Origin of the sequence: Sphaerisporangium sp. NPDC088356 (genome assembly GCF_040685555.1) — a bacterium.
GTDB lineage: Bacteria > Actinomycetota > Actinomycetes > Streptosporangiales > Streptosporangiaceae > Sphaerisporangium.
The window spans coordinates 18,388-38,184 of record NZ_JBFBIK010000043.1; the positions used below are offsets into that span (position 1 = coordinate 18,388).

Here is a 19,797-nt window from a genome sequence, read left to right on the forward strand (position 1 = left end):
CTCCGTGCTTCGGCGTCGCCGCTCCGGGGGATCCCTGAACGCTTCATCGTGCGGCGCGTGGCGGATCGGCGGCTGCCCGCCCCCTACCAGGGCCACGATCGCGGCACTGTGAACCCCTTGGCGACAGGGATTGGCGCGTGGAGTCAAGCGTAGATAGTTGAGCCAGTGTCCAAACTAATTAAGGAGTCAAGGAGGCCCTGAAGTGCTAGTCCACCGTCGTCGTGTCGCTCAGCGGGCGCTTGTCTGCGTAGTGATGATGACCGCCCTCGTCGCCGGTACGACCCTGCCGGCCCACGCCGCCAACACCTGCACCGCCTACGGGACGATCACCCAGGGCAAGTACTGGATCAACAACAATCTCTGGGGGCAGAGCTCGGGGTCGGGCTGGCAGTGCATCTGGGACACATCCACCTCCGGCAGCACGATCGGCTGGGGGACCTCCTGGGCTGGTCCGGACAGTCGAACCAGGTCAAGTCCTACGCCAGCTCGGTGCTCGGCTGGCACTGGGGATGGAAGAACTCGAACACCGGGTTGCCCGTCCAGCTGTCGGCCAACCGCAGCGTCAACACCGGCTGGAACTACAAGGTCACCCAGAACGGCGCGGTCACCATGAACGTGGCGTACGACCTGTGGCTGCACGCGATCTTGAACCCGAGCTACAGCGACAACCCCACCGATGAGGTGATGATCTGGCTCTACCGCTCCGGCGGCGCGGGCCCGGTCGGCACCAGGCAGGCCACCGTCAGCATTGCCGGCACGAGCTGGGACCTCTACCGTGGCAACATCGGCTGGAACGTCTTCTCGTTCGTGCGCACCAGCAACACCTCGTCGTCGACGCTCAACCTGCGCGACTTCCTTGGCAACCTCGTGTCGCGCGGCTGGATGAGCAACTCCAAGTACCTCACCAGCGTGGAGGCTGGAACCGAGGTGTTCATCGGCACTGGGCAGCTCGATACCAACTCCTACTACGCGAACGTGGCATAGCGCCCGTCCGACTCCGCGAACCGGAGGGCACGGACACCGAGCCGCCCCCTACGACGAAACGGCGCGGTCATCGATCCGCCTTTCTGGTCCAGCCTGGGGTTCACCGCCAATGGGTGCTCACCGGGCCGATCGGCTCGGGCGAAGCAGTGATCGCGGATGCCGAGTCGGAGATCATCCGATACCTGAAAGGCTTCAACGACAAGATCCTCGCCGTGGACATGGAGGCCGGCGGTCTGACGCAGGCATTCCACGAGCAGGACGGGTCCCAGGCCGTACGCGGCTGGGTCGTCGTGCGAGGGATCTCCGACGATGCCGGCCCGAACAAGAACGACGAGTACCACGACGTCGCCGCACGGCACGCGGCAACGGTCCTGCGTAGCCTCCTTTCTTATCTGCGTCTGCCGGCCGACAGGACGTGACGTTCTGGCGCTCCCCGGCGGCCGTTGACGAAGGAGACAGACGTGAACGAGTTCGTACTCGGTGTGGTGAGCTCCCTCCTCGCCACCGCCCTCACCGTCGCGGGAGGCTGGACCTTCTCCATGCGTTCCCGCCAGTGGCCAGTCACGCTTCTTTCCCGGCTGACCGGCCTGGGGGTCCGGCGCCTCATCTCACGGCAGCGCCTGGCCTCCGGGGAACTGGCGGCCGAGCTGACCCGTGCACGTTGGGTACGTGTTCTCGCCGGTCGCGGGAACGAACTGACGCGCGAAGGGTTCGCCGAGGTCTGGGAGGCAGCGGGCAGGCGACTGGAGTCCGTGCAGATCCTGCTGCCTGACGCCGACCTCGGCCACGACTCCTGGCTGTCCAGGCGGGAGAAGGAGATGCGCCGTGTGGACCTGGGCTTCTCTTCCGGCCTGCTCGCTGAGCAGGTGCGCGTCAACGCCGCTTATGTGAGCGAGGTCGCCCGGCATCGCGAGAACGTCTCGCTGCGCTTCTACGACCTGCCCAACGTGCATCGCGTCATCGTTACCGACAACGTCGCCTACCTGACCATCTACCAGCAGGCAGAACACGGCCGGAACTCGCCGTGCATCGTCGCCCCCCGCCCCGGGCTGATGTACGACTACGCTTCACTCCTTTTCAGTACCGCCTGGGACCACAGCCGCCCAGCCGAGTGATCTCGCAGATTTCATGGCTAGAATTATGTACATGACGGTTCTTTCTCTAGCGGACGCTCGTAACCGGCTCTCCGGCATCGTCGAGTCCGCCGTCAGCACCCATGAGCGATTCGAGATCACCCGCAACGGCGTGCCCGCCGCCGTGCTGCTGGCCGCCGACGACTACGACACGATGCGCGAGATGATCGAGATCCTCGCCTCGGCCGAAACCGTGGCGGCTATCCGCGAAGGGCTCGCCGACCTGGAGGCGGGCCGCACTGTCTCCCAGGAGGACGTGGAGGCCGAGCTCCGCCGGACCGGCCGCCTGTGAGCGGGCGGTACGAACTCAGTCTCACCCGCCGCGCCAGACAGGATCTCGCCGAGCGGCTACCGGCGAAGGTCGTGCCTGCGGTCTGGGAGTTCATCACCGGCCCGCTTCTGGACAACCCTCGTCGGGTGGGCAAGCCTCTCGACGAACCCCTCGCTCCGCAGTGGTCGGCGCGCCGGGGTGACTACCGGGTTCTCTATCTGATCGACGACGGCCGGATCGTCGTCCAAGTGATCACCATCCAGCCTCGGGCGGACGCCTACAGGTCGCGGTGAGTGGTGAGCTGCGGTCTGCCGCGGAATGCGAGCGACTCCGGATCGGCGACGTCGGCTGCCGGTGATCGCGCAGGACATCCGCTCCAGACTCGAGCCATCGGCACATCCGCGCATTGCGCTCGTCCCGAAAAAGCGTGCGTGAATGGGCTGCATGCTCCTATAGCGTGATGCAGGTGATCCCGCCCTCCCGCCGTGCGCCCTCCGTCGGAGCGCATCCATGCTGAGCCGACTGCTCCGCACCTACCTGCGGCCCTACTCGTCGGCACTGGCAGCCGTGGTGCTGTTCCAGCTGGTCGGCACCATCGCCTCGCTGTACCTGCCGAGCCTGAACGCCGACATCATCGACCAGGGTGTCGCCGCCGGTGACACCGGCTACATCCTGTCCACCGGCGGCTGGATGCTGGCCGTGTCCCTCGTGCAGATCGGCTGCTCGATAGCGGCCGTCTACTACGGGGCGCGGGTGGCGGCGGGGTTCGGGCGCGATGTGCGGTCGAGCGTCTTCCACCAGGTGGGCGCGTTCTCCGCCCGGGAGGTCGCCCAGTTCGGGGCACCGAGCCTGATCACCCGCAGCACCAACGACGTGCAGCAGGTGCAGATGCTGGTGGTGATGACCTGCACGATGCTGGTCGCCGCGCCGATCATGGGCCTCGGTGGCATCATCATGGCGTTGCGGCAGGACATCGGCCTGTCGTGGCTCATGCTGGTCTGCGTCCCGGCGCTGCTGATCTCGATCGGTCTGATCGTCTCGCGCATGGTCCCGCAGTTCCGCGCGATGCAGACCCGCATCGACCTGGTCAACCAGGTGTTGCGCGAGCAGCTCTCCGGCATCCGCGTCGTGCGGGCCTTCGTACGGGAGCGTGAGGAGACCCGCCGGTTCGCCGAGGCGAACGACTCGCTGACCGGCACCGCGCTGCGCGTCGGGCGGCTGACGGCGCTCATCTTCCCCACCGTGATGCTGATACTCAACGTCTCCAGCGTCGCCGTGCTGTGGTTCGGCGCCGCCCGGGTGGACAGCGGCGAGATGCAGATCGGCGCCCTCACCGCCTTCCTGATGTACCTGATGCAGATCCTCATGTCGATGATGATGGCGACCTTCATCTCGATCATGATCCCGCGCGCGGCCGTCTGCGCCGAGCGCATCGGCGAGGTGCTGGACACCGAGTCGTCGGTGCGCCCGCCGGAGGCTCCCGTACGGCAGGTGCACGGCCACGCCGAGCTGGAGATGCGTGACGTCGAGTTCCGCTACCCGGGCGCGGCGGCGCCGGTGCTGTCCGGCATCTCGTTCCGCGCCGTCGCGGGGCAGACCACCGCCGTCATCGGCAGCACAGGGTCGGGCAAGACGACGCTGATCTCCCTGGTGCCCCGGCTGTTCGACGCCACGTCCGGCACCGTGCTCGTCGACGGCGTCGACGTCCGCGAGCTGGACCCCCAGATGCTCTGGACGCGCATCGGCCTGGTGCCGCAGAAGCCGTACCTGTTCACCGGCACCGTCGCGAGCAACCTGCGGTACGGCAACCCCGACGCCACCGACGAGGAGCTGTGGGAGGCGCTGGAGGTGGCCCAGGCCCGTGACTTCGTCGAGGCGATGCCCGAGGGCCTGGAAGCGCCGATCACCCAGGGCGGCACGAACGTGTCCGGCGGGCAGCGGCAGCGGCTGTCGATCGCCCGCGCGCTGGTGAGCAAGCCCGAGATCTACCTGTTCGACGACTCCTTCTCGGCCCTGGACCTGACGACCGACGCCCGGCTGCGCGCCGCCCTGCGCCCGCACACCGCCGAGGCCGCCGTCGTCATCGTCGGCCAGCGGGTCTCCACCATCGCCGACGCCGACCAGATCGTCGTCCTCGACGACGGCGTGATCGTCGGCATCGGCGCCCATGACGATCTGCTGGACACCTGCCCGACCTACATAGAGATCGTCGAGTCCCAACTGACCGCGGAGAGCGCAGTATGAGCGACCGGCCAACGGCACCCACGCGACCGCGACCGCCCGTGGGAGGCGGCGGCTTCGGGCGTGGGCCCTTCGCGGGAGCGGGGATGCCCGCGGAGAAGTCGATGAACTTCGGGCCCTCCACCCGGCGGCTGCTCCGGCGCCTGAGCCCCGAACGCCCGAGGATCCTGGCCGTGATCGCCCTCGCGGTGGCCAGCGTCGGGTTCGCCGTCGTAGGACCCAAGATCCTCGGCCACGCGACGGACCTGATCTTCAGCGGCGTGGTCGGCAGGCAGCTGCCCGCCGGGACGACCGCGGAGCAGGCGGTCCAGGCCGCCCGCGCGTCGGGCAACGGCAACTTCGCCGACATGCTCGCGCGGATGAACGTCGTCCCCGGCCAAGGGATCGACTTCGGCGCGCTGGGCACGGTCCTTGCGTGGGCCCTCGGGCTCTATGTCGCGGCGTCGGTCTTCAGCTGGCTGCAGGGCTACCTGCTGAACGACGTGACGCAGCGCACCGTCTTCCGGCTGCGCGCCGACGTCGAGGACAAGCTCAACCGGCTTCCCCTGAAGTTCTTCGACGGCCAGCCGCGCGGCGAGCTGCTCAGCCGGGTCACCAACGACATCGACAACGTGTCGCAGACCCTGCAGCAGACGCTCAGCCAGCTGCTCGGCTCGCTGCTGACGGTGATCGGCGTGCTGGCGATGATGCTGCTGATCTCGCCGCTGCTCGCGCTGATCGCCCTGGTGACCATCCCGCTGTCGATGCTCGTCACCGGGCTCGTGGCGAAGCGCTCGCAGAAGCTCTTCGTCGCGCAGTGGGCCCACACCGGCACCCTGAACGGCCACATCGAGGAGGCGTTCACCGGGCACGAGCTGGTGAAGGTGTTCGGGCGCGGGCCCGAGGTCGAGGAGGTGTTCCGGCAGCGCAACGAGGAGCTGTTCAAGGCGAGCTTCGGCGCCCAGTTCATCTCCGGGATCATCATGCCGATGATGATGTTCATCGGGAACCTCAACTACGTCGCCATCGCGGTCGTCGGAGGCGTGCGGGTCGCCACCGGGTCGATGAGCCTGGGCGACGTCCAGGCGTTCATCCAGTACTCCCGGCAGTTCACCCAGCCGCTGACCCAGGTCGCCTCGATGGCCAACCTGCTGCAGTCCGGAGTGGCGTCGGCCGAGCGCGTCTTCGAGCTGCTGGACGCCGGCGAGCAGGCCCCCGACCCGGCCGACCCGGTGCTGCCCACCGCCCGGCGGGGCCGCGTCGAGTTCGAGCACGTGTCCTTCAGCTACAACCCCGAGCAGCCCCTCATCGAGGACCTGTCGCTGGTGGCCGACCCCGGGCACACGATCGCGATCGTCGGCCCGACCGGCGCGGGGAAGACCACACTGGTCAACCTCATCATGCGCTTCTACGAGCTGGACGCCGGACGCATCACCCTCGACGGCGTCGACATCACCGCGATGCGCCGGGAGGACCTGCGGTCGCACATCGGCATGGTGCTCCAGGACACCTGGCTGTTCGGCGGCACCATCCGCGAGAACATCGCCTACGGCAACCCCCAGGCCACCGACGAGCAGATCCACGCCGCCGCGCGGGCCACGTTCGTCGACCGGTTCGTGCGCACCCTGCCCGACGGGTACGACACCGTGATCGACGAGGAGGGCGGCAACGTCAGCGCGGGTGAGAAGCAGTTGCTGACCATCGCCCGCGCCTTCCTCGCCAACCCGTCCCTGCTCATCCTGGACGAGGCAACCAGCTCGGTCGACACCCGCACCGAGGTCCTGGTTCAGCACGCGATGGCGGCGCTGCGCACCGACCGCACCAGCTTCGTCATCGCCCACCGGCTGTCCACCATCCGCGACGCCGACCTGATCCTGGTGATGGACGCGGGAAGCATCGTCGAGCACGGCACCCACGACGAACTGCTGGCCGCCGGGGGCGCCTACCACCGGCTGTACTCCTCGCAGTTCAGCGGCGCCCTGGTCCCCGCCGACGGCGAGCCGGCCGGTGACGCCGTGAGGTGACCGCGCGAGCGGCCGGCCGCGAGCCCTGCGCTGTGAGCGCGGGGCGGTCAGCCGCGCGCGACGGCGGCGAGGATGGCGGGTTCGGCGGGGTCGAAGGCGGCGTCGCCCTCGTACTCGGGCCGCCAGGCCTGGACCGGCACGATGCCCGGCTCCAGCAATGTCATGCCCGAGAGGAGCTCGGCCAGCCGGTCCGCGCCGCGCGAGGTGAGCGAGCCGGTGGCGGTCGAGCGGTAGACCCGCTGGCCGGCCTCGCGCACCTCCGCGCCGACGTCGCCCTCGAAGGCGTGGGTGATGATCAGATGGCTGCCGGGGGCGAGGCGCTCGCGGATCGTGCGCACGATGCGCGTGACCAGGGTCTCCTCGGGGATGAAGTGCAGCATCGAGACCAGCAGCACGGCGACCGGCTGGTCGAAGTCCAGGCCGCCCGAGATCTCGGGATGGGCCAGCAGCGCCTCCGGCTCGCGCATGTCGGCCTGTACGACCGTGCTGCGCGGACTGTCCGCCAGCAGCGCGCGGCCGTGCACCAGGACGATCGGATCGTTGTCGGCGTAGACGACCCGGGTCTCGGGGGCGACGCGCTGGGCGATCTGGTGCACGTTCTCCTGCGTGGGCAGCCCTGACCCGATGTCCAGGAACTGCCGCGTGCCCTCGCGGGCCAGCAGGTCCACGGCCCGCGCGAGGAACGCCCGGTTCGCCCGCGCCATCTCCCGTATGCCCGGCAGGACGGTGATGAACTGCTCGGCGGCCCGCCGGTCGGCGGCGAAGTTGTCCTTGCCGCCGAGGTAGTAGTCGTACATCCGCGCGACGCTCGGGATGGTCGGGTCGATGCTCACCGGAAGGTTGGTGTGTTCGGGCATGCCTGCGCTTTCTGCCATGTGGATTCATAGCCTACGGGCAAATCCGCAACGGTGGATCTTCGCAGACATCCGACCTCTCTGCGCCCGCGCTGTCAAAGAACCGGCTTCTGGGTCTCGGTCCACCAGGCCCGGACGGCCCTCACGATGGCGGCGGGGTCCTCCTCCTGGAGGTAGTGGCCCGCGCGGGGGAGCCTCACGGTGCGGTGGTCGGGGAAGGCGGCCTCCAGGCGGTGGCGCGCGTCCGCCCTGAAGCCGGCGTCCGCCTCGGCCCAGACGATGAGAGCCGGCCTGGCCGCCAGGGACGGCAGGCCCTCCTCCACCTCCCGCAGGAAGTCACGCCCGGCGGTGATCTGCTGGGGGAGGACGAACATCGGGGTACGCGAGCGGGCGTCGGGGAACGGGCCACGGTAGGCGAGCAGCGCCCGGCGGTCGAGCCGGCGTGTCCGCATCGCGCCGGGGATGAAGGCGTTCACGAAGACGTTGAACCGCCGGATGAGCGCGCGCCCGACCGGCCCGCCCATGATGACCGAGAACCACCGCTTGACGGCGTCGTCGCTCGGCCACGCCCAGGTGTTGCCGATGACCAGCGCGCGGATCCTTTCGGGATGGCGGCCGGCCGCCCACAGCCCGATGGGGCCGCCCCAGTCGTGGACCGCCACCACCAGATCGGTCAGGTCGAGCCGCTCGATGAAGCTTTCGACGACCCTGGCGTGCTCCCGGGGAGTGAACCGGTAGCCCGGCCCGGCGCGGGAGAGCCCGAAACCGGGGTAGTCGAGGGCCACGCAGCGGAAGCGGTCGCGCAGGCCGGCGACCACGTCGCGGTAGAGGAACGACCAGGTCGGGTTGCCGTGCAGGAAGAGCAGGGTCGGACCTGAGCCTTCGTCGACGTAGTGGACGAGGTTACCGTCGACCTCCAGGTATCGGTCCGTGAAGGGGTACAGGTCGGTGGGGACCCAGGCGGGCCGTTCGGGGACCGGGGCCGGCCGGTCGTCGCCGGTCACGGGTCAGCAGATCCCCAGCGCGTGGCCCATCTCCGCCGCCTCGGTGCGGTTGCGGGCGCCCAGCTTCTGCAGCAGGTGGCGGATGTGGAACTCCACCGTGTGCTGGGTGAGGTAGAGCTCCTTCGCGATCTCCGCGTTGGTGTGCCCGTGCTTGATCAGCTCGAGGACCTGCTGCTGCCGGTCGGTCAGGTGGGGCGCCTTGGGCATGGAGCGCTGCCAGCGCAGGTACATCACATAGTCGACGATCTGCAGGTCCAGCAAGGCGGCGATCTTGAGTGTGTCGAGCACCCGGTCGAGGGTGGAGTTGTAGGCCAGGTAGACCGTGCACCCCCGGCGCACCCAGGCCTCCGCGCGGCCGCGGTCCTTCAGCGCTCCCAGCATCGCAAGCCGGGCGACCGGCGCCATCACCTGGCATTTGGCGACAAGCTCGGGGAGATCCTCCTCGTTGAGCATCTGGCCGATCAGCAACCAGTGCGGCTGGGCGCCGCGCACCTGCCGGGGCAGTGAGGTCATGTCGGGGGTGCCCCGTGTGATCAAGGTGTCGCGAAACCAGAACTCGTGCCCCTTCCCGTGGTCGGGGTCGGCCGCCCGGGACAACGCGGTCTCCAGAGCCGGCCAGCCGCCGATCATGAACACCCGCTGCCCGGCCAGGCGCCGCCGGCTCCGGGCCTCGGCGGATAGTTTCTCCTTGACCAGCGTCTCGGTGGGGACCATGCGGCTTCCTTTCCGGTTGGTGGCAACTCGATGCCCGATCGATCGCCACGCGAGGCTGGACGATCGTCGGGCCCTTGAGCAGTGGCTCTTCACTCCGGGGCTCGAGCTCTCAGGAGGCGCCCATTCCATAGCCGTTAGCGACGGGTCGGAATGATGCTGTCAGGTGCGGTGGGTTCTTCCACGCGGTCCCGCCAATTCCGGTAAAGCTATTCGGGATTGATCGTATCCCAGCGGCACCGAGTTTGGTATATCGACATCGTTCAGTAACTATCGTTCACACAAACGACTTACTGCCCTGTCACGCCGTGCCACCTGGGGGTCTAGTGGTCCCACGAGAGCGGTAACCGCTTGATTCCGAAGAGGAATCGCGGGATCGAAGTATCGAAGTCAATGCCCTCCGCCCACCACTTGCCGCCGAAACGCCGCAGCATTTCGGACACCACGACGGCGGTTTCCAGCCTGGCCAGAGGAGCGCCCAGACAATAGTGGATTCCGTGGCCGAATGCGAGGCCCGGACCGCCGGCGCGGGAGGCGTCGAACCGGTCAGGGTCGGGGAAGGCCGTCTCGTCGCGGTTGGCCGATCCGACGAAGGGGAAGACGGTGTCGCCGGCGCTGATCTGCCGCCCGCCGACCACCACGTCCGCCGTGGCGAACCGCAGGACGGCCTGCACGGGGGCCGCGTACCGCAGGACCTCGTCGATGACCTTCGGCAGGGAGTCGCCGCCGGACCGGCGTGCGAGGTCCAGCACGTCGGGCATGTTCTGCAGGCAGAACACGGTGTTGGTGATCAGGCTGGTCGTGGTCTCGTGTCCGGCGATGAGCATCAGCGCGCAGAAGTTGAGCAGCTGACGTTCGGTGAGGCGCTGACCTTCGCTCTCGGCGGCGAGGAGCCGGCTGATGAGGTCGTCGCCCGGGGCGTCCCTGCGATCCGCGAGCACGCCGCTGAAGTAGTCCATCATCGCGCCGATGTCGGAGCCGGCGCCTTCCTGCGCGGTGCCGCTGCCACCGGACACCACCACGTTGGACCAGCGCCGGAACTGCTCGACCCGGTCCGTGGGAACCCCGAGCATCTCCATGATGATCGTGATGGGCAGCGGGTAGGCGATGTCCGCGACCACCTCCATGCCGCCCTTGCCCTCGAAGGGGTCGAGCAGCTCCCCGCAGATCTCGCGCACCCGTGGTGCCAGGCGCTCCACCACGCGTGGAGTGAAGGCCTGATTGACCAGGCTGCGCAGCATCCTGTGGTGCGCGCCGTCGGCGCGCACCATGGTGTCCTCGCCGGGATCGAACACGTCCACCGCCGGCCGCCGGTCGGCGGGCCGGGTCGACTGGAACGTCTCGCCGTCCGAGAGCACCATGCGCACATCCTCGTACCGCAGCACGTGCCACGCGTTGAAGACGTCGTCGCGGAAGACCGGATTCACGGACCGCGTCTCGCGGTACCAGTCGAATATCGCAAGCGGAGAATTGTCGTCGATATGCATCACTAGGGCTCTTCCCCGTCCTCCCGTCGCGGCATGGCTTCCCCCGTGCCCCAACGAGACATTCGCCTTCGCTCACTGAGACAGTGCCATGAAGGACATGTGCCGCATACTGATGTAATCCTTAGTAGTTGGTCATCTTCTCCGGCGCACCTGGACTGATCAGCGCAAATAACGCGAGACTCGTCCCTGTTTCCTGGCATCGCCATCCGAAAGTAGCGGAGGGTAATCGTGAGTGCCGAATCTGATATCCGGACTTCCGAACAGCAAGTGGAGTTGCCGGACGCGCGTGATCACATAGCGGGAATCGCCGACGTTCCCGACGCCAGCAGGGACGTCACACGACTCGCCGACGCGATCTGGCCGCACGCTGTCAGGGCGGCCGCGACGCTCCGGCTGGCCGACCACCTCGCCGACGGCGCGAAGGACGTGAAGGACCTCGCCGCCCGCATGGGGCTCGACCCCGACGCCCTCGGACGGCTGCTCGCCTACCTGGTGTCTCACGGGGTGTTCCACCGCGCGGCCCCCGGCGTGTACGACCTGAACCCGGCCGCCCGGCTGCTGCTCGACGACCATCCTGCCCGGCTCCGCGCGCGGCTCGACCAGGACGGCCTCGCCGGCCGCCTCGACAGGGCCGCCGCCTTCCTGGCCGACGCGGTGCGGACGGGCGAGCCGGTCTACGAATCCGCGTACGGCCGTCCCTACTACGAGGACATCGCCGACGACCCGCGGCTCCTGGCCGAGTTCGACGGCTTCGCCCACTGGTACACCGGGCGCTCCGTGGCCGACGTCATCGAGGGATACCAGTGGGGCCGCGTCGGGACGGTGGTCGACGTCGGCGGCGGGTCGGGCATGCTGCTCACCCGGCTGCTCCAGGCGTACCCGCGGCTGCGGGGGGTGCTCATCGACCTGCCCTCCAGCGCCGCCAAGGCCGAGGCGGCGTTCGACGCCGCCGGGCTGTCGGGACGCTGCGAGGCGATCGGGGGCAGCTTCTTCGACCCCCTCCCGCGGGGCGGCGACGTCTACCTGCTCAGCGGAGTCCTGATCGACTGGGACGACCAGTCCGCCACCACGATCCTGCGCCGGTGCGCCGAGGCGGGCGGCGCTCACGGCCGGGTGCTGGTCGCCGAGCAGTGGGAGGTGGACGAGGCCGCCTTCACCGACGAGGACCTGCGCATCCTGGTGCTCGTGGGCGGGCGCGTCCGTACCCCCGAGCACCTCGGCACGCTCGCCGCGCGGGCGGGTCTCACCGTGCTCACCACCCGCCTGAATCCCCGCGGGGTGCGGCTCGTCGAGCTGGGCCCCGCACCGGCCGCGTAGCCGGAGCCGAGCCGCCGGCCATGCCGGGCGCGTACCCGAGTCCGCGCCCGGCCGCGTGGCGAGGGATGTCAGCGCTCCCGGTAGCGGGCGAGGGCCTGGAGCGCGTAGCCGTTCACCATCGAGTCACACCAGTACGTCAGGCCGTTGTAGTAGTAGCCGACCTGCCCGCCGTCCCACAGCCCGTCGTCGCGCTGGTGGTCCACCAGCCACTCGACGCCGGCGGCGACGGCGGGATCGTCGCCCCGGCCCGAGCCGACCAGGCCTAGCACCGCCCACGAGGTCTCCTCGGCGGTCGGGCCGAGCTCGCCACCGTCACCCCACCCGCCGCCAGGCGCGTGGTGGGCGAGGAGCCAGCTCGCGCAGCCCCGCGCGACAGGGTGGTCGCCCATGCCGAGCTGCCCCAGCGCGTCCAGCACCCGGGCCGTCCCCGCCGTGTGGTCCCTGAACCACACGCAGGAGAAGGAGCCGTCGGGCCGCTGCGTCCTTGTGAGCCAGCGCACCGCCCGGTCGAGGCGGTGGTCCCGGCCGCCCACCCGGTTGAGCGCGATCATGGCGTGCGCGGTGAGTGCCGAGCAGGGCGCGTCGAACATGGTCCTGCCGTTGCGGATGAAGCACCCCCACGAGCCGTTGCGGTTGCGCATGGAATGCAGCCACCTCACGCCAGCCCGTACATGGGGGTCGGTGGCGGGCACCCCCGCCCGCGCCAGCGTGTACAGCGCCAGAGAGGTGTCGTCGACGTCGGGCCAGGAGGACGGCAGGCCCCAGCCCCAGCCGCCGGGCGGACAGCCGGTCGCGGGAAGGCCCACCTGCCGCTGCGAGGCCTTGATCCAGTCCATGGCGGGGCGGAGCCGCTCGTCGTCGCCGAGCCCGGCCTCCTGGAGCCCCTGGCTGACGTAGCAGGTGCCGGACAGCTCCAGGTCCCTGTCGATGGGCCACGACCCGTCGGGCCGTACGGCGCCGCGCATGTAGGCGAGGTACTTGGCGACGAGGTCGTCGCCCACGCCGGCCAGCGCGAGCCCGAAGACGATGAGGGCGACCATGAAGGCCGACTCCTCAGACCCGCCGTCCGGCCCCTCGAACTCGGCCAGGTCGCGCAGGTATCGCAGCGTGCGCCGCTCGGCGACGCGGTTGGCCGCGCGCCTGAGCCGGCCGAAGTCACGCGTGTGCACCTGCATGATCGCCCAGGAGTAGACGCCCGGCAGGATGAACGACACGCGCTGGTGCAGCCGGTGCGGCATGAGCGAGATCTCGATGGGGATCCGCTTCACCCGCGCCGGGTCGTACAGCCCGGCGAAGGCGAGGTAGACGCGGACGATCACGTTGAGGGAGGTCCGCTCGATGTCCTCCAGCGCGGCCTGGCCGCCCATCCGCTCCAGCCAGTCCCTGGCCCTGCCGATCTCCGCCCCGGCCCCGGGGCGCACCGTCTTCAGCGCGGACACCGCGATGCCGGTCCCGTTGAAGGTGGACGGGCCGCCGGGCACGTCGGCCCAGCCGCCGTCGGCGTTCTGCTGGGCCACCAGCCAGCCGGTGCCCGCCTCGATGAGCGCGGCGCTGCCCTCGCGGTCGGCGACGTGCAGGGCGATGAGCACGGCCGCGGTCGACACGGCCGAAGACGGCAGGTATCCCTCCCAGGAGCCGTCCGGACGCTGCGCGGCCCACAGTGCCTTGACCGCGCCGGCGACGCTGCCCTCGACGTCCCGGTGCCTGCTGGTGACGGTCTCGATTCCCATGGTCGGGTGGTCCTCCGGATCGGGGAGACGATTGGTTCCCTGCGAAAGGCGGGGTCAGGCGAGGGTGGCCGCGCCGAACTCGTACCGCGTGCGCATCCCGGCCTGGAGCATGATCGTGGCCAGCAGGGCCGGCAGGGCGGTCGCGAGCATCACGGCCGGGCCCGCCGCGAGCCCGATGAACGCCCCCGCCAGGGCGACCCGCTCCACGACCAGCACCGCGTGCGCCCGCAGCGCGACGCGTGGCGGCATCGGCTCGGGGGCCCGGGCGAGCAGGCCGATCGCCGCTGCCGCGAGCAGCACGCACGCGCCGAGCACCGGCCAGTACGCGGACGCGCCGCCCGGCCTCGGGGGGCCCAGCGCGGGGACGGCCGCCGCGAGCGCCACCCAGAGCACGCTCACCGCCACCACGACGCGCACCGCCGGCCGGGCGCCGCGCCGCACGGGAAAGGTCTCGTAGCCCGCCTCCCGGTCGCCGCCGATGTCGCGCAGCGTGCCGACCAGGTTCGACTGCATGTCGTGCAGCAGGAACACCGCGGCCACCGGGAGCACGTACGGCGCCGGGTACGGGGCCGTGGCCATGGCGCCGAACAGCAGGGCGAACGCCGTGAGGCTGCCTCGGATGAGGTTGCCGCTCAGCCCCCGGGCCTTCAGCACGGCGCTGTAGCCGAGCCCGGCGGCGAGCGCCGCGGCCACGAGGACCAGCGTCCGCCAGTTCAGGAGCAGGGCCGCGACCGCGCCGCCGGCGGTGCAGGCGACCAGGCCGGCGAGCCCGTCGCCCGCCGGCATGCGTCCCGAGGGGATGGGCCGGTGCGGCTTGGCCACGGCGTCCAGCCGGCGGTCGAAGTAGTCGCCGCCGTAGTGGCCGCCGATCCAGCCGAGGGTCGGCACCGCCCACGCCCCGGCCAGCGCCCAGCCAGGCGCCCGGGGGTCGTTCAGCAGCCCGCCGGCCAGGCCCACCAGGCCGATGTACAGCATGGTGTACGGGCGCCAGGTCTGCACGTGGGCGAGCAGGCGCGTCCGGAGCCCGGCCGCCGGGGCGCCCGCGACCCCGGCTCCCGCGCCGGTCATCGCGCCGGGCGCCGGGCGACCACGCCGACCCGCATCGCCTCGTCGGCGTCGGCGTCGGCGTCGAAGGGCAGGCCCGGCCCGTCCAGCTCCCAGTCGCGCAGGATGGTCGCGACGTTCACCATGACCTGCACCTCTGCCATGCCGGACCCGAGGCAGGTGTGCCCGCCGACGCCGAACGGCGCGAACGCGCCGAGGCGGCGGTGCTCGTTGCGGGGCGCACGGTAGCGGTCCACGTCGAACGCGCCCGGGTCGGGGAACAGCTCGGGGAGGTGGTGGGAGGTGTCGTACACGATGATGACGCTGTCGCCCTTGGCCACCAGGTGGTTCTCGAAGACGAACGACTCCTCCGCCGTGTACCACTGGCGCGCCGGCCCCTTGTAGAGCCGCAGGGCCTCCATCATCCCGCCGTAGAGCGCGTGGCAGGTCTTGAGCCGGTCCCAGGTCAGCGGCCCGGCGAACCAGTCGTCGACCTCCTGGACGATCCGGCGGCCCACGTCCTGGTTTCCGAGGATCAGGTGGAGCAGGAAGGCTGTCCGGTAGGAGGCGGTCTCGAGGCCGGCGAGGAACGGGCCGATGGTGGCCGCCACCAGCAGGGGCGGCAGGTCGTCGCCGAGCTTGGGGTTCCAGACGGCGAGCATGTCGTCCAGCAGGTCGCCTGGGCGCTCGTCCGGGGGGATCCGCAGCCTCGCGTTGATCGCCCGGTAGCCGATCTCGAAGACGCGGTCGCGCGCCCGCTCGTAGGCGGGGTCGGCCAGCATCTCGGCGGCCCCGGTGCGCAGCAGCATGGTCAGCTTGGTGGTGCGGACGAAGGTGACGAGGTCGTCGACGTACTCGGCGGGGGAGAAGCCGATGAGGCTGCGTCCGAGCTGCTCGCCGACGATGCGCTGGATCTCCCGCACGGCGGGCACGTTGAGCCCGGGCTCCCAGCGCGCCGTCACGGCCTCGGCCATGGCGACCACCTCAGGCAGCCGGCCGGTGATCGTCGTGCGGGCGTACCCCCGGCTGGTCAGCATGCGGTGCTGGCGGTGCATGTCGCCCTCGCGGGTGAAGCCGTCCATGCCCAGCTCGTTGCTGAAGTCCTCCCAGTGGCTGTCGGACCTGAGCTTCACCGCGCCGTCGGTGCCCTGGTGCATGTTGGTGGTGCGCATCGCGAAGGCGTTGGCCTCAGGTCCGGCGAGCACGGTGAACTCGTCGCCCTCCTTGCGGGCCAGCTCGCCCTTCTGGAGCACGCGGAACACCGGCCCGTACTCCAGATAGCAGTCGATCAGGTACTGCTGGTCGTTGATGCTCCCGGGCCGGGTCACCGTGGGTGGCGGCGGGGCATCGGTGATGTCAACGGGTCCGGGCTGGGGTGCCATGGGGGGATCTCCTCGTACTCGAAACCAGTCGCGGACTGCCCTGACTGGTCACCAGGCGACCAGCAGCTCCTCAAGGCCGCTCACCATCAGTCCTGTCTTGCGCCGCACCTGGTCGGACGGCACCGCGAGGCGCATGCCGGGGAACTCCCGCAGCAACGTGCCCAGCACGATCTGCAGCTCGACCCGCGCCAGCGCCGCGCCCAGGCAGAAGTGCGGGCCCAGGCCGAAGGAGAGGTGCGGGTTGGGCTGCCGGGCGACGTCGAGCCGGTCGGGGTCGGTGAAGTAGCGCTCGTCCCGGTTCGCCGAAAGCACCCCGGCCATCACCATCTGGCCGGCCTGGATCGGCGTGCCGCCCAGCTCCAGGTCCTCCTGCGTGAACCGCTGCCGGTCGATGTCCCCGAGCGTCTGGAAGCGCAGCAACTCCTCTACGGCGGTGACGATGAGGGACGGGTCGGCGTGGATCCTCGCCACCTCGGCGGGATGCTCCAGCAGGCGCCACATGCCGAGGCTGATCGCGTTGATGGTCGACTCGTGGCCGCCGATGAGCAGGCCGGTGGCGAGGTAGACCAGCTCCAGCTCGGTCAGCCGTTCCTCCTTGTCGCTGGCCGCCACCATGTCGCTGAGCAGGTCGTCACCGGGCTGCTCGCGCTTGAGCGCCACCTGCTCGCCGAAGTAGGCGAACAGGTCGTGCCACGCGGTGACCACCTCCTCGCGGGGATAGGAGGTGACCGACAGCGTGCGGTCGGACCAGCCGCGGAACTTCTCGGAGTCCTCGTGGGGAACGCCGAGCAGCTCGCAGATCACCCTGATGGGCAGCGGCGAGGCGACGATCGAGACCAGGTCGGCGGGGCTGCCGTGGCGGCGCAGGTCCTCGATGAGGTTGTCGGTGTGCTTCTGTATCGCCGGGCGCAGCGACTCCACCCGCCGGGCGGTGAAGGCCTTGCTCACCACGGCCCTCAGCGTGCGGTGGGGCGGCCCGTCCATGCCGAGCGTACGGGTGATCTGGCCGAGGTCCGCGGGAGGCGTGGCCCGGTCGCCCGCGCGGGTCGTCCCCCGCGGGTTGAACGTGCGGTTGAACCGGGGGTCGGACAGCACCGCCGCCACGTCGTCGTACCGCGTCACCAGGAGGGCCTCGTCGCCGTTGGGCAGCTTCACCGGGCAGACGGGCTGCTCCTGGCGCAGCCGCCGCATGTGGGCAGGGGCCTGCGGTCCCATCAGGTCTTCGATCGTGCGGGGAGTGCTGGCGGGCGTCATCGCGCCATCCCTTCCGTTCCCGGGCCGCTTCGCCCCCACGATCGCATGACGACATTCCCCTACGGCCCCCCAGAAACCCCAGCATTTTGCACCGGCGTCGGCGAGATCACCGCGACGGTCAGACCTCCTCTGTGGCCCGTTCCTCGCGCCGGGAGCGGGCCGGTGGGATCGGGGTCTCCTTCAGGAACAGGCTGGCCAGCAAGGGTATGGCGAGGATGACGGCGGCCACGAGGAACACCTGGTGCAGCACATCGGCGAGGCCGGCGCGCATGGACCGCTCGACCAGCTCGAACAGCGCTCGTTGCGCCTCGGGGACCTGCGCGCGCAGCCGGTCGACCTGGGCCGGGTCGAACAGCGTGGAGAGGTTCTGTGAGCCGCCGCCGGTGAGCTTGCCCAGCAGTTCGGGGGGAGCGTTGACCGTGGCGAGCCTGGAGGCGATCTCCGTGGACAGGCGGCTGGACATGATGCTGCCGAGCACCACCACCGCCACCGTGCCGCCGAGGTTGCGCCAGAAGTTCACCTGAGCGGTGGCGACCCCCACCACCTCCTTGGCCATCGAGGCCTGGACGACCGCGGTGGACAGCGGCCAGACCAGGCCCATGCCCATGCCGAGCACCACGAGGTCGGCCACGACGTGCCAGTGGGGACTGGTCAGCGTCACCGAGGTCAGCATGAGCAGCCCGGCGACCATCGCGGCGAGGCCGACGGTGCCGATGAACCGGTAGTAGCGCACGCGCGCGATGAGCTGGCCGGACAACGGCGAGGCCACCAGCATGCCGAGCAGCAGCGGGGTGAGCAGGGTGCCGGAGCCGGTCGCCGTCTCGCCGAGCACGCCCTGGTAGAGCAGCGGGATGAACACCGCCAGGCCGTACAGGCCGACGGCGGACAGCCCCGCGATGACCATGGCGATCGTGAACACCGGGTCGAGGAAGAGGCCGAGCGGGACGATCGGGTTGGCGACGGCGCGCTCCACGAACAGGAAGACCGGCAGCCCGACCACCGACACCGCGATCAGGCCGAGCATCAGCGGCGAGGTCCAGGCGTGGTCGTTGCTGATGGACAGCGCGATCAGGATGGGGACGAGCGCGACCCCCAGCGCCACGCAGCCGGCGAAGTCGATGTCCCGCCAGCCGCGCCGGGTCGCCACGTACGGCAGGAAGAAGAAGGTGAGCCCGACCGCGAGGGCGCCGATCGGCACGTTGACGTAGAAGATCCAGCGCCAGCCCCAGTTGTCGGTGATGTAGCCGCCGAGCGGCGGCGCGGCCACCACCGACAGGCCGATGATCGCGCTGAAGATGCCGTGCAGCTTGACCCGCTGGCGCACCGGGTAGATGTCGGCGACCACGGCGAACGTCACGGCGGTGAGGATGCCGCCGAACAGGCCCTGCACGCCGCGGAGCAGGATCAGCTCCAGGGTGCTGGTCGAGGCGCCCACCAGCCACGAGGTGCCGAGGAAGCCGGCGAGGCCGATGAGCACCAGCGGCTTGCGGCCGAACAGGTCGCCGAGCTTGCCGGCGATGGGCATGAGGATGGTCGAGGTCACGAGGTAGGCCGTGACCACCCAGGCGTAGTAGTTCAGCCCTCGCAGGTCGGCGAGGATGCGCGGCATCGCGGTGCCGACGATGGTGCCGTCGAGGGAGACCACCAGCAGGGCGATGGCGACGCCCACGGTCGCCGCCACCTTGCGCGAGGCGGACAGGCGCGGCCCGTCGTCATCTGCCGGGGGAACGGACAGCTCTTCCTTCTGCGTCATTGCGACCTCCACGGTCGGCGGCATGCGGGGGATCGGCGGGCGGCGTCTCGCGGGGACCGGGGTCGTTCCGTTTCGCGGTGGCCCGCCTGACGTTCTGCACGAGACGGAGGCAGAGGTGCCGCAGCTGGAGCAGCTCCTCGGTGGTGATGCCGTCGGTGATGCCGACCTGGCGCTCCACCTGCGTCGACCAGATCTCGTCGACGCGCTCACGGCCGCGCGCGGTGAGCGTGGCGAGCAGGGAGCGGCGGTCGCCCGGGTCGGACTCGCGCCGCACCAGCCCGTCCTTCTCCAGGGAGTCGACCAGGCCGGTCACCGAGGGAGGGGCGATCTCCAGCGCCGCGGCCAGGTGGACGAGGCGCATGCCCTGCGGCTGCCGGCGCAGCACCAGCAGCACCTGGAGGCGGGCCTCGCTGAGCCCGTGGCGCACGGCCCAGCGCTCAAGCGCCCAGCGGTTGAGGCGGGCCGCCTGGTTGATCGCCGCGAAGGCCTCGACCACGGCGAGGGCCTCATCGCCCAGCTCGTGGCCGACCAGGGCCCGCAGCTGCGGGTTGTACAGCAGGCCGGTGTCGTCGGCGGCGAAGCCGGGCTCGTCGGGCATCGATCCCCCATCTCGTTAGGATCCTAACTAT

General features: G+C 70.2%; 18 protein-coding genes. 8 read left to right on the forward strand and 10 right to left on the reverse strand.

Annotated features, from left to right (window positions below):
- Nucleotides 1-390: 390 nt before the first annotated feature.
- From AB0O34_RS18015 to AB0O34_RS18045, 7 genes are all read left to right on the forward strand, one after another.
- A complete protein-coding gene (locus tag AB0O34_RS18015) occupies nt 391-984 on the forward strand; it encodes a hypothetical protein (RefSeq protein WP_363916527.1) in 594 nt (197 codons plus the stop codon).
- A gap of 113 nt (nt 985-1,097) precedes the next feature.
- Nucleotides 1,098-1,403: a hypothetical protein gene (locus tag AB0O34_RS18020; RefSeq protein ID WP_363916529.1), complete on the forward strand. Its 306-nt coding sequence runs from the start codon at nt 1,098-1,100 to the stop codon at nt 1,401-1,403.
- 42 nt (nt 1,404-1,445) lie between these two features.
- On the forward strand, nt 1,446-2,099 hold the full coding sequence (locus AB0O34_RS18025; RefSeq protein WP_363916532.1) for a hypothetical protein: 654 nt from the start codon (nt 1,446-1,448) through the stop codon (nt 2,097-2,099).
- A gap of 31 nt (nt 2,100-2,130) precedes the next feature.
- Nucleotides 2,131-2,409, forward strand: a complete 279-nt coding sequence (locus tag AB0O34_RS18030; protein ID WP_363916534.1) for a type II toxin-antitoxin system Phd/YefM family antitoxin — start codon at nt 2,131-2,133, stop codon at nt 2,407-2,409.
- On the forward strand, nt 2,406-2,681 hold the full coding sequence (locus AB0O34_RS18035) for a type II toxin-antitoxin system RelE/ParE family toxin (protein ID WP_363916536.1): 276 nt from the start codon (nt 2,406-2,408) through the stop codon (nt 2,679-2,681). Before AB0O34_RS18030 ends, AB0O34_RS18035 begins: the two co-directional genes overlap by 4 nt.
- Nucleotides 2,682-2,898: 217 nt before the next feature.
- Nucleotides 2,899-4,632, forward strand: a complete 1,734-nt coding sequence (locus AB0O34_RS18040) for an ABC transporter ATP-binding protein (RefSeq protein ID WP_363916538.1) — start codon at nt 2,899-2,901, stop codon at nt 4,630-4,632.
- Nucleotides 4,633-4,715: 83 nt separating this feature from the next.
- On the forward strand, nt 4,716-6,632 hold the full coding sequence (locus AB0O34_RS18045) for an ABC transporter ATP-binding protein (protein ID WP_363916540.1): 1,917 nt from the start codon (nt 4,716-4,718) through the stop codon (nt 6,630-6,632).
- Between the two features lie 47 nt (nt 6,633-6,679).
- Here AB0O34_RS18045 and AB0O34_RS18050 read toward each other — a convergent pair whose 3' ends face one another.
- The 4 genes from AB0O34_RS18050 to AB0O34_RS18065 form a co-directional block, all read right to left on the reverse strand.
- Complete coding sequence (locus tag AB0O34_RS18050) at nt 6,680-7,507, reverse strand: SAM-dependent methyltransferase (protein ID WP_363916542.1); 828 nt, start codon at nt 7,505-7,507, stop codon at nt 6,680-6,682.
- A gap of 74 nt (nt 7,508-7,581) precedes the next feature.
- Nucleotides 7,582-8,490, reverse strand: a complete 909-nt coding sequence (locus AB0O34_RS18055; RefSeq protein ID WP_363916544.1) for an alpha/beta fold hydrolase — start codon at nt 8,488-8,490, stop codon at nt 7,582-7,584.
- A gap of 3 nt (nt 8,491-8,493) precedes the next feature.
- On the reverse strand, nt 8,494-9,204 hold the full coding sequence (locus tag AB0O34_RS18060; protein ID WP_363916546.1) for a response regulator transcription factor: 711 nt from the start codon (nt 9,202-9,204) through the stop codon (nt 8,494-8,496).
- Between the two features lie 320 nt (nt 9,205-9,524).
- Nucleotides 9,525-10,688, reverse strand: coding sequence for a cytochrome P450 (locus AB0O34_RS18065; protein ID WP_363916548.1), 1,164 nt, complete (start codon nt 10,686-10,688; stop codon nt 9,525-9,527).
- A 267-nt stretch (nt 10,689-10,955) separates the two neighbouring features.
- Between AB0O34_RS18065 and AB0O34_RS18070 the strand changes: the two genes are divergently transcribed.
- The gene (locus tag AB0O34_RS18070) at nt 10,956-12,005 is read left to right on the forward strand and encodes a methyltransferase (RefSeq protein WP_363916550.1); all 1,050 of its coding nucleotides are present in this window, start codon (nt 10,956-10,958) and stop codon (nt 12,003-12,005) included.
- Nucleotides 12,006-12,073: 68 nt separating this feature from the next.
- Here AB0O34_RS18070 and AB0O34_RS18075 read toward each other — a convergent pair whose 3' ends face one another.
- The 6 genes from AB0O34_RS18075 to AB0O34_RS18100 form a co-directional block, all read right to left on the reverse strand.
- Entirely contained in the window at nt 12,074-13,735 is a 1,662-nt protein-coding gene (locus AB0O34_RS18075) for a prenyltransferase/squalene oxidase repeat-containing protein (protein ID WP_363916552.1), read from the reverse strand.
- A gap of 54 nt (nt 13,736-13,789) precedes the next feature.
- Nucleotides 13,790-14,803: a UbiA family prenyltransferase gene (locus AB0O34_RS18080; RefSeq protein WP_363916554.1), complete on the reverse strand. Its 1,014-nt coding sequence runs from the start codon at nt 14,801-14,803 to the stop codon at nt 13,790-13,792.
- On the reverse strand, nt 14,800-16,161 hold the full coding sequence (locus AB0O34_RS18085; RefSeq protein ID WP_363916556.1) for a cytochrome P450: 1,362 nt from the start codon (nt 16,159-16,161) through the stop codon (nt 14,800-14,802). The genes AB0O34_RS18080 and AB0O34_RS18085 overlap by 4 nt, the downstream gene beginning before the upstream one ends.
- A gap of 48 nt (nt 16,162-16,209) precedes the next feature.
- On the reverse strand, nt 16,210-17,415 hold the full coding sequence (locus tag AB0O34_RS18090; RefSeq protein ID WP_363916559.1) for a cytochrome P450: 1,206 nt from the start codon (nt 17,413-17,415) through the stop codon (nt 16,210-16,212).
- A gap of 118 nt (nt 17,416-17,533) precedes the next feature.
- On the reverse strand, nt 17,534-19,168 hold the full coding sequence (locus AB0O34_RS18095; protein WP_363916561.1) for an MDR family MFS transporter: 1,635 nt from the start codon (nt 19,166-19,168) through the stop codon (nt 17,534-17,536).
- Nucleotides 19,128-19,766 (reverse strand): MarR family transcriptional regulator, encoded by a 639-nt coding sequence (locus AB0O34_RS18100; protein WP_363916563.1) that lies wholly within the window; start codon nt 19,764-19,766, stop codon nt 19,128-19,130. The genes AB0O34_RS18095 and AB0O34_RS18100 overlap by 41 nt, the downstream gene beginning before the upstream one ends.
- Between the last annotated feature and the right edge of the window lie 31 nt (nt 19,767-19,797).

Bases quoted from the DNA above. Each gene is read 5' to 3' on its own strand.
- AB0O34_RS18100 (WP_363916563.1), bottom strand. From the start codon at position 19,766: ATGCCCGACGAGCCCGGCTTCGCCGCCGACGACACCGGCCTGCTGTAC.
- AB0O34_RS18080 (WP_363916554.1), bottom strand. From the start codon at position 14,803: ATGACCGGCGCGGGAGCCGGGGTCGCGGGCGCCCCGGCGGCCGGGCTC.
- AB0O34_RS18085 (WP_363916556.1), bottom strand. From the start codon at position 16,161: ATGGCACCCCAGCCCGGACCCGTTGACATCACCGATGCCCCGCCGCCA.
- AB0O34_RS18065 (WP_363916548.1), bottom strand. From the start codon at position 10,688: ATGCATATCGACGACAATTCTCCGCTTGCGATATTCGACTGGTACCGC.
- AB0O34_RS18095 (WP_363916561.1), bottom strand. From the start codon at position 19,168: ATGACGCAGAAGGAAGAGCTGTCCGTTCCCCCGGCAGATGACGACGGG.
- AB0O34_RS18045 (WP_363916540.1), top strand. From the start codon at position 4,716: ATGCCCGCGGAGAAGTCGATGAACTTCGGGCCCTCCACCCGGCGGCTG.
- AB0O34_RS18090 (WP_363916559.1), bottom strand. From the start codon at position 17,415: ATGACGCCCGCCAGCACTCCCCGCACGATCGAAGACCTGATGGGACCG.
- AB0O34_RS18040 (WP_363916538.1), top strand. From the start codon at position 2,899: ATGCTGAGCCGACTGCTCCGCACCTACCTGCGGCCCTACTCGTCGGCA.
- AB0O34_RS18030 (WP_363916534.1), top strand. From the start codon at position 2,131: ATGACGGTTCTTTCTCTAGCGGACGCTCGTAACCGGCTCTCCGGCATC.
- AB0O34_RS18075 (WP_363916552.1), bottom strand. From the start codon at position 13,735: ATGGGAATCGAGACCGTCACCAGCAGGCACCGGGACGTCGAGGGCAGC.
- AB0O34_RS18050 (WP_363916542.1), bottom strand. From the start codon at position 7,507: ATGGCAGAAAGCGCAGGCATGCCCGAACACACCAACCTTCCGGTGAGC.
- AB0O34_RS18060 (WP_363916546.1), bottom strand. From the start codon at position 9,204: ATGGTCCCCACCGAGACGCTGGTCAAGGAGAAACTATCCGCCGAGGCC.